We start from the raw sequence: 12464 nt of genomic DNA on the forward strand, positions 1-12464 counted from the left end.
ACCAATTCCTGGCGCACTTCTTGCTTCAACTTGGTGCAAATCTGTGGCGTCGGATGAAAACGCACCAGAGTCGATCAATCACTATCGCGAGGACGTTATGGAAGCACTCAAACAGGGCACGGATGCCTTGTTCATCTTGCTCGGGGCGATCATGGTGTTGGCCATGCACGCCGGGTTTGCGTTTCTGGAGCTGGGCACAGTCCGCAAAAAGAATCAGGTGAATGCACTGGTCAAGATCCTGGTGGACTTTTCGGTGTCCACGGTGGTCTATTTTGTGGTCGGCTACACAGTCGCCTACGGCACGCATTTCTTCATCGGTGCCGAATCGCTGGTGCAGCAAAGCGGCTATGCGCTGGTCAAGTTCTTCTTCTTGCTCACGTTTGCTGCAGCCATTCCAGCCATTGTGTCGGGCGGCATCGCGGAGCGCGCCAAGTTTTGGCCGCAACTGCTGGCAACAGCAGTCATCGTTGGCTTTGTGTACCCGTTTTTTGAGGGTATTGCCTGGAACCAGCATTTTGGTGTGCAGGGCTGGATCAAGGCGCTGACGGGCGAAGAGTTCCACGACTTTGCGGGCTCGGTGGTGGTGCACGCCATGGGCGGCTGGATTGCGTTGCCGGCGGTGATCCTGCTGGGCTCTCGCGCCAACCGCTACCGCAAGGACGGTGCGATCTCGGCCCACCCGCCGTCCAACATCCCTTTCCTGGCGCTGGGCGCCTGGGTGCTGGTGGTGGGCTGGTTCGGCTTCAATGTGATGAGCGCGCAGACCGTGGACAAGCTTTCGGGCCTCGTCGCTGTGAATTCGCTGATGGCCATGGTAGGCGGCACGCTGGCCGCCCTGGTGCTGGGCAAGAACGACCCCGGCTTTGTGCACAACGGCCCGCTGGCGGGTCTGGTGGCCGTGTGTGCGGGCTCGGACCTCATGCACCCGCTGGGTGCGCTGGTGGTCGGCGCGGTGGCCGGGGCCATTTTTGTGCTGATGTTCACCCTGACGCAAAACAAATGGAAGATCGACGACGTGCTGGGCGTATGGCCGCTGCACGGGCTGTGCGGCACCTGGGGCGGACTGGCTGCGGGTATCTTTGGCAGCAAGGCGTTGGGCGGGCTGGGCGGGGTCAGCCTGTCGGCCCAGCTCATCGGCACCGGCCTGGGCGTGCTCTGGGCCCTGGTTGGCGGCGTGGTGGTGTACGGCATCCTCAAGCAGACGGTGGGTATCCGCCTGACACAGGAAGAAGAGTTTGACGGTGCCGACCTGAGCATCCACAAGATCAGCGCCACGCCCGACCGCGAAGTGAGCTGGTAACCAGCCCAACCTGCGGCGGCCCGGGCCAGGCTTCGCGCCTGCTACAGGGCCCAGCCGTCGCCTTGGCGCCCCGTCTGACATCGCCTGGGCCGGCGCACGGCTATACCTGAGCCCTGCGCCCCAGCGGCTCCACGGTCACAATCGCGCCATGCTGTCTTTGCCCTCCTTGTCCTTGACCCTGCCCCTGCGGGCCCGCCCCGGCTGGCTGGGCATGGCGCTGGTGGCGTTTGCCATGGCCCTTGCCGGTTGTGCGGGCCTGCCCAAGGATGTGGACCGCCCCGTGTCGGCAGCCTGGTCGGCCCCTGGCGATACCCCACTGGGCCAGTTGGTAGCAGCACGCAGGGTCGCCGAAGGGGCGCGGCACGCTTCGGGGTTTGCGCTGCTCAGCGGCCCGCAAGCCGCCTACAGCAGCCGCCTGGCACTGGTGGACGCCGCACAGAAAACCCTGGACCTGCAGTACTACGCCATTCACGCAGACGCCAGCAGCGAACGCCTGCTGCTCAGCGTGATGGCAGCAGCCCAGCGCGGCGTGCGGGTGCGCGTGCTGCTGGACGACTTCCACAGCACCGGGCGCGATGCGCAGGTGATGCGGCTGGCGTTTGTGCCCAACATCGAGATGCGCATGTTCAACCCCCTCACGGGCGCAAGGGGGTCTCCCATTGGCCGCATGCTGGGCCTGCTGGGCGACTTCTCGCGCGTGCAGCAGCGCATGCACAACAAGCTGTTCATTTCCGACAACGCCATGGCAGTGACCGGGGGCCGCAACCTGGGTGATGCCTATTTCGGGAATGCCGACTCGGGTAACTTTGTGGACCTGGACGTGCTGGCTGCAGGCCCCATCGTGCGGGACCTGTCGCGCAGCTTTGACAGCTACTGGAACAACGAACGCGCCTACCCGGTGCAGTCGCTCATCACACAGGGCGAGCTTGACCACCTGCGCGACAGCATCCGTCTGGCTGACGAAGGGCGAAGACGCCGTGTCGCAGGCCAGGGTGGCACCAGCGCCCCAGACCGCCTGCCGCCCGACATGGGGCCAGGCACCACCGCCGCGCAGCGGGCACGCATCTGGAACTACGAGCCCATGGACCTGGAGCGCACGCCCTTCGTCTGGGCTGCGGCGGCCGTGCTGGTGGACCAGCCTGCCAAGATCCCGGCCGACAGCGCAGGGATGGGCAATGGGGCTGCTCTGGCCTTGGCAGCACCGCCGCCGGGCCCAGGCGCCAGCGCCTCCGCAGGGGCGACCCACAGCCCCAAGGCCGCTGCTGCCGCCTTGGTCTCGGGCTCCCGCACGATACCGGCGGCTGACAGCGCGGCAGCCTCCCCACCCCGCGTGCTGCCAACGGCCGATAGCGCCACCGCATCTTCCAACGGCGCGCCACCCGACAGCCCCCGCGCAAGCCCCGAAGCCACCGAGGCCCAAACCGACACCGTGGTGGACGGGCTGTTGCAGCTCATGGGCCAAGCGCGGCGCGACCTGCTCATCATCTCGCCCTACTTTGTGCCGGGGCCGGACATGGAGGCCGCCTTTGCGGCGGCAAGGGCGCGCGGCGTGCGGGTGCGGGTGCTGACCAATTCGCTGGCCTCCAACGACGCGCCCATTGCGCATGCCGGCTATGCCCGCCATCGGCCGCAGTTGCTCGCCATGGGGGTGGAGCTGTACGAGATGCACAGTGAACTGCCAGGGGTGCTGCGGGGAGCGCTGGGCGTATCGGGCAGCATGGGCGGCGGCGCGGGTGCCGTGGGTTCGCAAGGCAGCTCGCGCGCCATGCTGCACTCCAAGCTGATGATCGTGGACGGCCGACTGCTGGCAGTGGGGTCGATGAACCTTGACATGCGCTCGCAGCGGCAGAACACCGAGGTGGCGCTGCTGATCCGCAGCACGGAGCTGTCTCGCCGGGCCCTCACTCAGATCGACACGGCGCTGAAAGAATCCGCGTGGCAGGTGCAGGCCACCGACCAGGGCCTGCGCTGGCGCGCCCCTGAGGGCAGCGGGCTGCCAGACGCCACGACCGAGCCCGACGCCAGTGCCCCGTTGCGGCTGATGCTGCAGCTGCTGGGCCCCCTGGCGCCCGACCACCTGCTGTAGCGGCGTCGTGAGAACCTGTCCTAAGCGCCGTGGGCGCTCTGGGCTTGCGCCTGCAAGTCCACCACCCACGCGGTGATCGCCCGCTGGTCCGTCATGGTGCGCACATGCTGGTACGCCACCTCGGCCTCGGCAAACCGGCGGCGCAACAGGTTAAGCCATTGCTTAAGGCGCCCCGCGCGCTGGCGCGGCTCCAGGTCGTCGCACACCAGCTGCCAGAAGGCGGCCAGGTGTGGCACCAGATCGGCCCACACCACGGTGTCCGTGTCCGGCCGCCCAGCATCGGCAGCGCGAATGGCGCGGGCAAGACCGGGGTCCGCCACGATGCCTCGGCCCAGCATCAGCGCATCGCAGCCCGACACCTCACGGCAGCGCTGCGCGTCGGCCACCGTCCAGATCTCGCCATTGGCCACCACCGGGATGGAGACCGCCGCGCGGATGGTGGGGATGTGCTCCCAGTAGGCCGGTGGGCGGTAGCCGTCGGCCTTGGTGCGCGCGTGCACCACCAGCTCGGCAGCGCCCCCTGCCTGCATGGCCTGGGCACATTCACGCATCAGGTGGATGTCGTTGAACCCGAGGCGCATCTTGGCCGACACCGGCAGGTGCGCCGGCACGGCGCGGCGCACCGCAGCCACTACGGCCGTAATGCGCTCAGGCTCCTGCAGCAGTGCCGCGCCACCGCCGTGGCGGTTGACCACCTTAGCGGGGCAGCCGAAGTTCAGGTCGATCCCCTCGGGGCCCAGCGCCGCCAGGCGCGCGGCGTTCTCGGCCATGCTGACCGGGTCGGAGCCCAGCAACTGGGCCCGCACGGGCACCCCGGCCAAGGTACGGCTGCCGTTGCGCAGCTCGGGCACGTAGCGCAGGAACACCTTGTCGGGCAGCAGGGTGCCGGTGATGCGGATGAACTCCGACACGCAGCGGTCCACGCCGCCCACGCGGGTCAGCACGTCGCGCAGCACAAAATCCAGAAGCCCCTCCATCGGGGCGAGCAGCAAGGTCATCTCAGGGGGACTGCTGGCTCGGTGAGCCCTCTCCGAAAAAAAGAGCCTCCACAGGCACTCAGCAGCGAAAATCAAACAAAAACAGCACCAAGCGCTAGTGCAATATGCCCAAGCAGCTATCAAATAAGGAGCAATTGCGCAGGCATGCGGCGCTTGAGGCAGCGCCAACCAGCCCACGATTGTGATGCAGGACATCCCAAGGGGTCATCACGGCGTCACGCCCGGCTGGTGGAATCGTCGCTCCAGAGACCGACCGCCACGGAGACACCCCATGCTGCTGCAAAAAACCGACAAAGCCCGCCTGGAACTCTCCCCTGGCGTGCGCACCCTGAGCCTGCGCGAACGCTCCCTGCTCCTGCTGGCCGACGGCAAACCGCTGTCAGACCTGCAAGCCATGTACAACGGCATTGGCGCGCAGATTGTCGAGAACCTGATGCGCCAGGGCTACCTGACCGGGCCGGCAGACCTGCCGCCCACGCCGGAGCCCACAGCACCGTCGATCGAGCGCCCGGCACCGGGTGAGTCCCTGCGGTCGCTGGCCGGTGCGCGCATGTACCTGTTTGACACCTGCGAGCGCCTGTTTGCGCGCCGCGACCCTGTGCTGGCACAGCATTTCCGCGAGGCGCTGCGCGCCGCCAAGGACCGCACCAGCATGCTGGACGTGGGCGAAGCCATGTTTGAAGAAGTGGCACTCGCTGCAGGCGCCGAGCGTGCCGCCAGCCTGCGTGAGCGGCTGGACCAGTTGCTGCCCGCAAGCCCGGTGGCTGAAAACTTTGCCACTACGCAGCCTGCGCTGCTGGATTGAGCCGGTCTGTGCGGGTTCAGGCCGCAGCAAGCCGCCACAGAGACGTGACCTCGGCCGCACGCGCAGCGTGCAGCGCATCCTGCGCGTCGGCAGCCTTGGCATGCACCGGCTTCACATCATGGCGGCCACGCACCACCAGGCCCGCCTCGGCAATCCAGGCCAGCAGATGTTCGCGCGGGCGCAGGCCCAGGTGTTCGGCCAAGTCCGACAGGATCAGCCAGCCCTCGCCGCCGGGCTCCAGGTGTGCCGCCAAACCTGCCAGAAAGCCCTTGAGCATGCGGCTGCCTTCGTCGTACACGGCGTGTTCGATGGGCGAGTTGGCGCGCGCCGGCACCCAGGGGGGGTTGCACACCACCAGCGGCGACCGGCCCGGTGGAAACAGGTCCGCTTGCTGCAACTCGACACGGTCGAGCAGCTGCAGGCGCTGCAGGTTCTCGCGCGCACAGGCCAGTGCCCGGGGATCCTGGTCGGTGGCCACCACGCGCTGCACGCCACGGCGCGCCAGCACGGCCGACAACACCCCCGTGCCCACGCCAATATCAAACGCCAGGGCCTTGCTGGGCAAAGGTGCTGCTGCCACCAGCCCCACGTATTCGCCACGCACCGGCGAGAACACACCATAGTGCGGGTGAATGCGGTTGAGCGGCGGGGCACCCAGCGCAGGGATTTCGACCCCTTTCTTGCGCCATTCATGCGCGCCCACCAGCCCCAGCAGCTCGCGCAGCGTGGCCACCGAGCGCTCGCCGGTCGCAGGCCCCCAGGCCTCTGTGCAGGCCTGGCGCCAGTCGGGCGCGCGACGCAGCGCAATGCTGTAGTCCCCCTCCAGCGGGATCAGCACCGACGCCAGCACCCGCGCGCGCTGCGCTTGTGCCTGGCGGTGCAGGTGAAACGCTTCGGCCGCCGTGGCCGCCGCCAGTTTCTGGGACGCCCTTGCAGCCGCCTTGCGGGGCTTCTTGTCGGCCCGGCGCATCAGCGCTTGCAGCAGGTGCCGCGCGTTCTGGAAATCACCCTGCCACAGCAACCCCGTCCCCTCACAGGCCATGCGGTAAGCCGTGTCGGCGGCCAGCGTGTCGTCAGCCCCCTCTACCCGGCGCGGCGCGGAGGCGCCACTCTCGGAGCGCCACAGGGCTTGCTGGGGCTGGCCCTGGTGGGTCCAGTGGATGGTGGAAGGATTTGTTGGCATCAGAGTCTGACAGTGCCGCGCACAGTCCGTAGTGTGGGAAACAGGCGCGCGGCAGGCCGGGGATGCCGAGCAAGGGCCGCCCCGCAGCGAAGGCATCGTCCCCCTGCCCGCGCAGCGCAGCGAAGCAAGAGCGGAGGGAACGAGCGCAGCGACGCAGGGGGGTGTCGTCGCACTTTATGCGTTGATCGGGCGCTTCAGGCGCACTTCTTCGATCTTCACGCCGCCGATCACGGCGGTCTTGGCGGTGGACAGCTCGCGCTTGAAGCCGGCCAGCTCATGAAAGCGCAGGGCGCGCTCATTGCGCAGCGGCACCCAGGCGGTGACGTTGGTGCAGCCTTCTTCTTGCAGGCCATCACGAGCGGCGTCCCACAGGGCCAGGCCTACGCCCTGGTTCCAATGGGTGGGGGCCGCGTAGATGGCCCAGATTTCACCAGTGGTGGGGCGGGACTTTTCATCGCGCGAGCGGTCGTAGCCGACAAAGCCGACGATCTTCTCGCCATCGACCGCCACCTGGACCTGGGGCTCGCAATATTCAATGGCCTCGCGCCAGTAGGCCTGGCGCTTTTCGACCGACATGGATTTCAACTGCTCGTCTGGCACCAGCCCTTTGTAAGCCTCTTGGGCAGAGACAGTGTGGATCTGGGCGATGGCTTTGGCATCGCGAAGCGTAGCGGGACGAACCTGGATACTTGACATGAAAAAACCGAACGAAAACGGGGAATGAAAAAACAAAAGGACCGGCATTGTCGCCGCAAACGGTTTTTCCACCCTGACAGGCGGGTAGCGCGGCCCTGTCGGTCACGCCTCCCAGCCTGGCTTTTCGCCCCCCACGCCCCGCATTCGCAGGGGCCCGCAGCCACCCCTCAGGCCATGACCATTGCGCCCGACAAGGCGCTGCCCGCAGCCGCAGTGGCCGCTGCTGCTGCGCGCTGCACCATCGCGCGCTTGTTGCGGGGGCGGGGCACATGCACTGCCGGTGGCGCGCCGTTGATGGCCGCGAGGCTGAGCACCAGGGTGACGGTGCGCGAACCGCCATCGCGGTCTTCGCTGGCATACGCGCGGTAGCTGCCGTTGCCCTGGCCATGGCTGCGCTGCACCGTATGGAACGCCACCCGTGCCCCCGTCACCCGGTGGCCGCCAAAGGGCAGCACCCGCAGGCGCGCGTCGCGGTCCAGCGCCAGGCCCAGGTTGCCCGGCCGGTTGATCAGGTCGGTGCGGATGCCACGCCAGGTCTGCCCAGCGTCGGCCGAGAACTGCCAGGTGCCAGCCTGGGCGTCCAGGTGCTCGATCACCACGCCGGCTGCCGCCAGCATGTCGGGGCAGTGCTCCTGCACGATGAGCGCCACGCTGTTGCCCCCCAGGCCCGTGCCCGCATGGGCTGCGCCAGGGTTGGCCGCGGGTCGTCGTTCGCTGTGGTGCAGGCCTGCTTCGGAGGTGCTGGCGCCATGGGTGTGTGCATTGATCGTCATGGGAACCCTTTGAAAACGGAGTGTGGTTACGAAGGTTTGCGCATTGGTGCGCACCCAAAGTGCTTTTCAATGCTTGACGGAAAGTCTAGAAAGTGCACATCCGTGCGTCCATCGCACAAATGGACTAGCCCGCAACACCCGGTTGTGCGCAATACTTGCCTGTATGACTGCCCGTCTTTTGCTTGTGGATGACCACACCCTGTTCCGCACGGGGCTACGCCTGATCGTGCAGGACCACCCCAGCGTGGGCAGCATTGCCGAGGCCGGATCGATCGCCGATGCCTGCGCACTGCAGCAGGCGGAGATCGACCTGGTCCTGCTGGACATCCAGTTGCCCGGCATGAGCGGGCTGGACGGCCTGCGACTGTTGCGACAGGCGTGCCCCCGGGCGCGCATCGTTCTGGTGTCGGCCAGCGTGGCACCCGATGCCATCCACGAAGCGCGCGCGCGCGGGGCCGATGGCTTTTTGCCCAAGTCCGCCAGCGCCGAGGACATCCTGGAAGCCATCAGCTGCGCACTGTCAGGCCAGCCGTGTTTTCCGATCAACAGCGGCAACAGCGCCACGGTGCGGGGGCCCGACACGCCATCCCTCACGGCACGGCAGCTGGATGTGCTGTCGCTGCTGTGCACGGGCAGGCCCAACAAGGTGATCGCCCGCGACCTGGGGCTGAGCGAGAACACGGTGCGTGTGCATGTGGCGGCCATCTTTGCGCAGCTGGGCGTCAACAGCCGCAGCGCTGCGCTGCTGGCGGCCCAGCGCCTGGGCCTGTCCACCCCGCAGCTCCATGACCCCCTCTGAAACCAGTCCGCTGCCCCTCGAACCGGTGATTCCACCCACGCGCTGGGGCTGGCCGGTGTGGGAGCGCGACGAGGTCCTGCGCGAACAGGTGGCCCTGCTGCGACAGAACTTTCCGATGACGCTGCTGGCATCGCTGGCCACGGCCCTGGGCACGCTCTGGGTCATGGCCCGCGTGGCAGACACGCAGGCCATCACCGTATGGCTGGTCTCGCACACGCTGGTGGTGGCCGGGGTGTACCTCGCGCTGCGCAGCATTGCACCGTTTGTGGACCCGGCGCCGCAGGCCGCGCGCAAGCTCATCGCCTGCATGGCGGCCATGGGCCTGAGCTGGGGCAGCCTGGGCTATGTGGTGCTGTACTGGGGCAACTCCGACAGCGTCATCTACGCCATCGGCATCATCAGCACCGTCTCGTCGGGAGCGCTCGGGCTCGGCGCGCCACTGTACCGGGCCTACGTCACCTACCTCACCAGCGCCATCGGCGGCGTGATGCTGTCAGTGGCGCTGGCGGGCGGGCCCGTGATGTGGCCTGCGCTGTTCCTGACCGGGGTGTATTACGCGCTGACCTGCCTGCAGGCACGCACGGCCGACCGTGCCACAAGACGCAGCATTGCGCTCAAGCTGGAAAACGAACGCCTGGTCAGCCAGCTGCGGGCCGAATCGCAGCGGGCCCTGGCGGCACAGGAGGCCGCCGAGCAGGCCGACCGCGACAAATCCCGCTTTCTCGCGGCTGCCAGCCATGACCTGCGCCAGCCCTTGCATGCCATGGGTCTGTTTCTGGAATCGCTGCACCGCAGCCCGCTCAATGACCACCAGCGCACCGTGCTGAAACACGCCCATGCCGCATCTGGCGCCGCGGCCGAGATGCTCACCACCCTGCTCGACTACTCCCGGCTGGAGGCCGGCGTGGTCAAGGTGAGGCCAGCCGCGTTTGCGGTGCAGCCCCTGCTCACCGCGCTGGAGCAGGAGTTTGGCGTGCAGGCCGACACGGCCGGCCTGGTGTACCGCACCCGCGAGACCTCTGCCGCCGCGTTTGCCGACCGCTCCCTGGTCGGCCTGGTGATGCACAACTTCATCTCCAACGCCCTGCGCTACACCGCCCAGGGCGGTGTACTGATTGCCTGCCGCACGCGCGGAAAACGGCTGGCGCTGGAGGTGTGGGACACCGGGGCGGGTATCCCCGAGCACCAGTGGGAACACATCTTCAAGGAGTTCCACCAGCTCGGTAACCCGGAGCGTGACCGCCGCAAAGGCCTGGGCCTGGGCCTGGCCATCGTGCAGCGCCTGGCGCGTGAAATGCGGACCTCCGTGGAGTTGCGCTCGCAGCCTGGCAAGGGGTCTGTCTTCAGGCTGTGGCTTGACCGCTGGCAGGGAGCACTGGAGGACGATGCCACCACACCCCAGGACGGCCGCAGCCTGGTAGGCCTGAAGGTGCTGGCCATCGACGATGACGAGGCCGTGCGCCTGGGCATGCAGTCATTGCTGCAAAGCTGGGGCTGCCAGTGCATGACGGCAGAATCCAGCGCAGACGCCCTGGAAGTCCTGGAGGACGTGACGCCCGACATCATCATCACCGACTTCCGTCTGCGCCATGAAGAAACCGGCAAACAGGTACTGCAGGCGCTGCGAGCCTACCTGGGAACCAACGTGCCCGCGATCATCATGACGGGTGACACCTCGCCCCAGCGCCTGCGCGACGCGCAGTCCACCTCCGCGTTGCTGCTGCACAAGCCGGTGTCCACCGGCCAGCTGCGCGATGCGATGGTGCAGCTCATCACCCAGCCGCCGCTGCCTGCTGCCATGGAGGACGACGAACCGGAAGACGGTCAGACAGCACCCGGGCAACTCACACAAAGCACTACAACCAGCGGCGCAGCAGCCCCATGACCTGGTCGAACTTGGCCCCATAGGGCGGATAGAACAGCGAGCCCATGGCCCAGCGCGACTGCACCAGCACCGACTTCTGGTGACAGAAGCGCAGGAACCCCTGCTCACCGTGGTAGGCGCCCCAGCCACTGTCCCCCACACCGCCAAACGGCAGGTTGTCGTGCGCAATGTGCATCAGCGTGTCGTTCACCGTCACCCCACCGCTGACGGTGCGGCGCAGCACATCGTCGCGCACGGCCTCGCTCTGGCCAAACCAATAAAGCGCCAACGGGCGGGGCCCGCTGTTGATGTGGGCAATGGCATCGTCCAGCCGCTCGTACGAGATCACGGGCAGGATGGGACCAAAAATTTCCTCCTGCATGAGCTGCATTTGCGAGGTGGCACCAAACACCAGCGTGGGCAGCATCTGGCGGCTTGCACCGTCGCCCAGCGTTCCCACGGTGGGCACCACAGGTTTGCCGTCGCTAGGGTCGATGGTGTGCACCTCTGCCCCTTGTGTTTGCGCCTGCTGCAGCATCGTGCGCAAGCGGGCATGGTGGCGGGGCGTGATGATGGAGGCGTAGTCTGCGTTGCCCTCGATGGTGGGGAACAGGCGCGCCACTGCGGCCCGGTAAGCCTGCGCAAACTCGCCCTCACGTCCACGCGGCAGCAGCACATAGTCGGGGGCTATACAGGTTTGCCCCGCGTTGAGCAGTTTGCCGTGCGCAATCTTGAGAGCCGCATCCGCCATGTCGCAATGGCCGTCGATGATGCAGGGCGACTTGCCGCCCAGCTCCAGCGTGGTCGGTGTCAGGTTCTGAGCTGCCGCCTGCGCCACCTTGCGGCCCACCGCCGTGGAGCCTGTGAACACCAGATGGTCGAAAGGCAACGAGGCAAACAAGGCGGACAGGTTGGCATCTCCCTGCACCACACAGAATTCGTCGGGGGCAAAGAACTGCGCCACCAGTAGCGCCAATTGGGCCGAGGTATGGGGCGTCAACTCGCTGGGCTTGAGCATCACCCGGTTGCCAGCAGCCAGCGCGGTGATGGCGGGTGCCAGGGCCAGTTGCACCGGGTAATTCCACGGTGCAATCACCCCCACCACCCCCATGGGCTGGCGCTGGATGAAGGCGTGGGCCGGCTGAAGGTAAATCGGCGTATGCACCTTTCGGGGCTTGACCCACTTTGCCAAGTGGCGCAGCGTATGCGACAGCAAGGAGCGCAGCACCAAGAAGTCTGCCACCTCCGTGAGGCGGGGTGACCGCATGCCAAAGTCGGCCTGCACGGCCGCCGCCAGCACAGGCCCATTCTCATCGAGCAACTTGCGCAAGCGCAGCAAACGCTCTCGCCGCACGAGCAGCGGCACGTCCACGTGCGCACGGCTGGCCTGGAACTGAAGATCGAAATGTGCGCGGATATCGGCTGGTGTCATGGATGGATGATAGGAGACACCCCGATGGGCGCGTCACAAAAAGGCAGACGCCCTAGGGTTGATGCCCGTTGGCTTACGCTCGTACCACGGAACTCTCACGAGATGGGGTTGGTGGCAGCCAAAGTGCAGCGGCCGCCACTGCCACATCAACGCAGTTCGCGTGCTTCTACGTCAGTGACCTGTGCCGCCCCCGGCAGGATGCCGCCACGGCGCGATGCGGCGGCGTCTTCACTGGCGCCTTCAGGCGCACTATTGCCGCGGCGGCCAGCAGACCACCGCTGCGTAGACCGAAAGACCGTGCTGAAGCCTGTGCGTGGGTCCACACCCATCACCCACGGAGTCACCGGTCGTCCTGTCAGGCGCGCCCAGCCTGCACGCAGCACCCACACCAGCGCAAGCAACATGGCCGCGACCAAAAGGCTGGCAAACAGGACCAACCCCATGGCAATGACGACCAGACGCAACAGAAGGCTCACGACACCCGCAACAAAATCATTCAAACGACACCTCTCCTTCACAACTTGGGAT

General features: G+C 66.9%; 11 protein-coding genes. 5 read left to right on the top strand and 6 right to left on the bottom strand.

Annotation, left to right across the window (positions count from 1 at the left end):
• The first annotated feature begins 97 nt into the window (after positions 1 to 97).
• A complete protein-coding gene (locus ATF69_RS15370; RefSeq protein ID WP_056064922.1) occupies positions 98 to 1300 on the top strand; it encodes an ammonium transporter in 1203 nt (400 codons plus the stop codon).
• 148 nt (positions 1301 to 1448) lie between these two features.
• The gene (locus ATF69_RS15375) at positions 1449 to 3386 is read left to right on the top strand and encodes a phospholipase D family protein (RefSeq protein ID WP_146871501.1); all 1938 of its coding nucleotides are present in this window, start codon (positions 1449 to 1451) and stop codon (positions 3384 to 3386) included.
• 20 nt (positions 3387 to 3406) lie between these two features.
• Here the strand turns inward: ATF69_RS15375 and ATF69_RS15380 are convergent, their stop codons facing one another.
• On the bottom strand, positions 3407 to 4384 hold the full coding sequence (locus tag ATF69_RS15380) for a tRNA dihydrouridine synthase (protein ID WP_146871502.1): 978 nt from the start codon (positions 4382 to 4384) through the stop codon (positions 3407 to 3409).
• A gap of 271 nt (positions 4385 to 4655) precedes the next feature.
• Between ATF69_RS15380 and ATF69_RS15385 the strand changes: the two genes are divergently transcribed.
• On the top strand, positions 4656 to 5189 hold the full coding sequence (locus ATF69_RS15385; RefSeq protein WP_056064929.1) for a hypothetical protein: 534 nt from the start codon (positions 4656 to 4658) through the stop codon (positions 5187 to 5189).
• A gap of 16 nt (positions 5190 to 5205) precedes the next feature.
• Here the strand turns inward: ATF69_RS15385 and ATF69_RS15390 are convergent, their stop codons facing one another.
• The 3 genes from ATF69_RS15390 to ATF69_RS15400 all read right to left on the bottom strand — a co-directional run bounded on the left by ATF69_RS15390 (position 5206) and on the right by ATF69_RS15400 (position 7841).
• A complete protein-coding gene (locus tag ATF69_RS15390) occupies positions 5206 to 6372 on the bottom strand; it encodes a methyltransferase (RefSeq protein WP_146871503.1) in 1167 nt (388 codons plus the stop codon).
• A 174-nt stretch (positions 6373 to 6546) separates the two neighbouring features.
• Complete coding sequence (locus ATF69_RS15395; RefSeq protein ID WP_056065189.1) at positions 6547 to 7068, bottom strand: GNAT family N-acetyltransferase; 522 nt, start codon at positions 7066 to 7068, stop codon at positions 6547 to 6549.
• A 167-nt stretch (positions 7069 to 7235) separates the two neighbouring features.
• Positions 7236 to 7841, bottom strand: a complete 606-nt coding sequence (locus ATF69_RS15400; protein ID WP_099730785.1) for a hypothetical protein — start codon at positions 7839 to 7841, stop codon at positions 7236 to 7238.
• A 163-nt stretch (positions 7842 to 8004) separates the two neighbouring features.
• Between ATF69_RS15400 and ATF69_RS15405 the strand changes: the two genes are divergently transcribed.
• Together ATF69_RS15405 and ATF69_RS15410 are read left to right on the top strand one after the other, a co-directional pair.
• Entirely contained in the window at positions 8005 to 8640 is a 636-nt protein-coding gene (locus ATF69_RS15405) for a response regulator (RefSeq protein WP_099730786.1), read from the top strand.
• On the top strand, positions 8627 to 10525 hold the full coding sequence (locus ATF69_RS15410; RefSeq protein WP_146871504.1) for an ATP-binding response regulator: 1899 nt from the start codon (positions 8627 to 8629) through the stop codon (positions 10523 to 10525). Before ATF69_RS15405 ends, ATF69_RS15410 begins: the two co-directional genes overlap by 14 nt.
• Here ATF69_RS15410 and ATF69_RS15415 read toward each other — a convergent pair.
• Both ATF69_RS15415 and ATF69_RS15420 read right to left on the bottom strand, forming a co-directional pair.
• Positions 10497 to 11936 (bottom strand): coniferyl aldehyde dehydrogenase, encoded by a 1440-nt coding sequence (locus ATF69_RS15415; RefSeq protein ID WP_108498961.1) that lies wholly within the window; start codon positions 11934 to 11936, stop codon positions 10497 to 10499. The genes ATF69_RS15410 and ATF69_RS15415 overlap by 29 nt on opposite strands.
• Positions 11937 to 12082: 146 nt before the next feature.
• A complete protein-coding gene (locus ATF69_RS15420; RefSeq protein ID WP_146871505.1) occupies positions 12083 to 12436 on the bottom strand; it encodes a hypothetical protein in 354 nt (117 codons plus the stop codon).
• Positions 12437 to 12464: the final 28 nt, after the last annotated feature.

The organism is Acidovorax delafieldii, assembly GCF_007993815.1.
Classification (GTDB): Bacteria; Pseudomonadota; Gammaproteobacteria; order Burkholderiales; family Burkholderiaceae_C; genus Acidovorax; species Acidovorax delafieldii.

Coding starts and splice junctions, on each gene's coding strand:
- ATF69_RS15370 (WP_056064922.1), top strand. CDS start 98: ATGGAAGCACTCAAACAGGGCACGGATGCCTTGTTCATCTTGCTCGGG.
- ATF69_RS15400 (WP_099730785.1), bottom strand. CDS start 7,841: ATGACGATCAATGCACACACCCATGGCGCCAGCACCTCCGAAGCAGGC.
- ATF69_RS15405 (WP_099730786.1), top strand. CDS start 8,005: ATGACTGCCCGTCTTTTGCTTGTGGATGACCACACCCTGTTCCGCACG.
- ATF69_RS15410 (WP_146871504.1), top strand. CDS start 8,627: ATGACCCCCTCTGAAACCAGTCCGCTGCCCCTCGAACCGGTGATTCCA.
- ATF69_RS15390 (WP_146871503.1), bottom strand. CDS start 6,372: ATGCCAACAAATCCTTCCACCATCCACTGGACCCACCAGGGCCAGCCC.
- ATF69_RS15385 (WP_056064929.1), top strand. CDS start 4,656: ATGCTGCTGCAAAAAACCGACAAAGCCCGCCTGGAACTCTCCCCTGGC.
- ATF69_RS15415 (WP_108498961.1), bottom strand. CDS start 11,936: ATGACACCAGCCGATATCCGCGCACATTTCGATCTTCAGTTCCAGGCC.
- ATF69_RS15380 (WP_146871502.1), bottom strand. CDS start 4,384: ATGACCTTGCTGCTCGCCCCGATGGAGGGGCTTCTGGATTTTGTGCTG.
- ATF69_RS15395 (WP_056065189.1), bottom strand. CDS start 7,068: ATGTCAAGTATCCAGGTTCGTCCCGCTACGCTTCGCGATGCCAAAGCC.
- ATF69_RS15375 (WP_146871501.1), top strand. CDS start 1,449: ATGCTGTCTTTGCCCTCCTTGTCCTTGACCCTGCCCCTGCGGGCCCGC.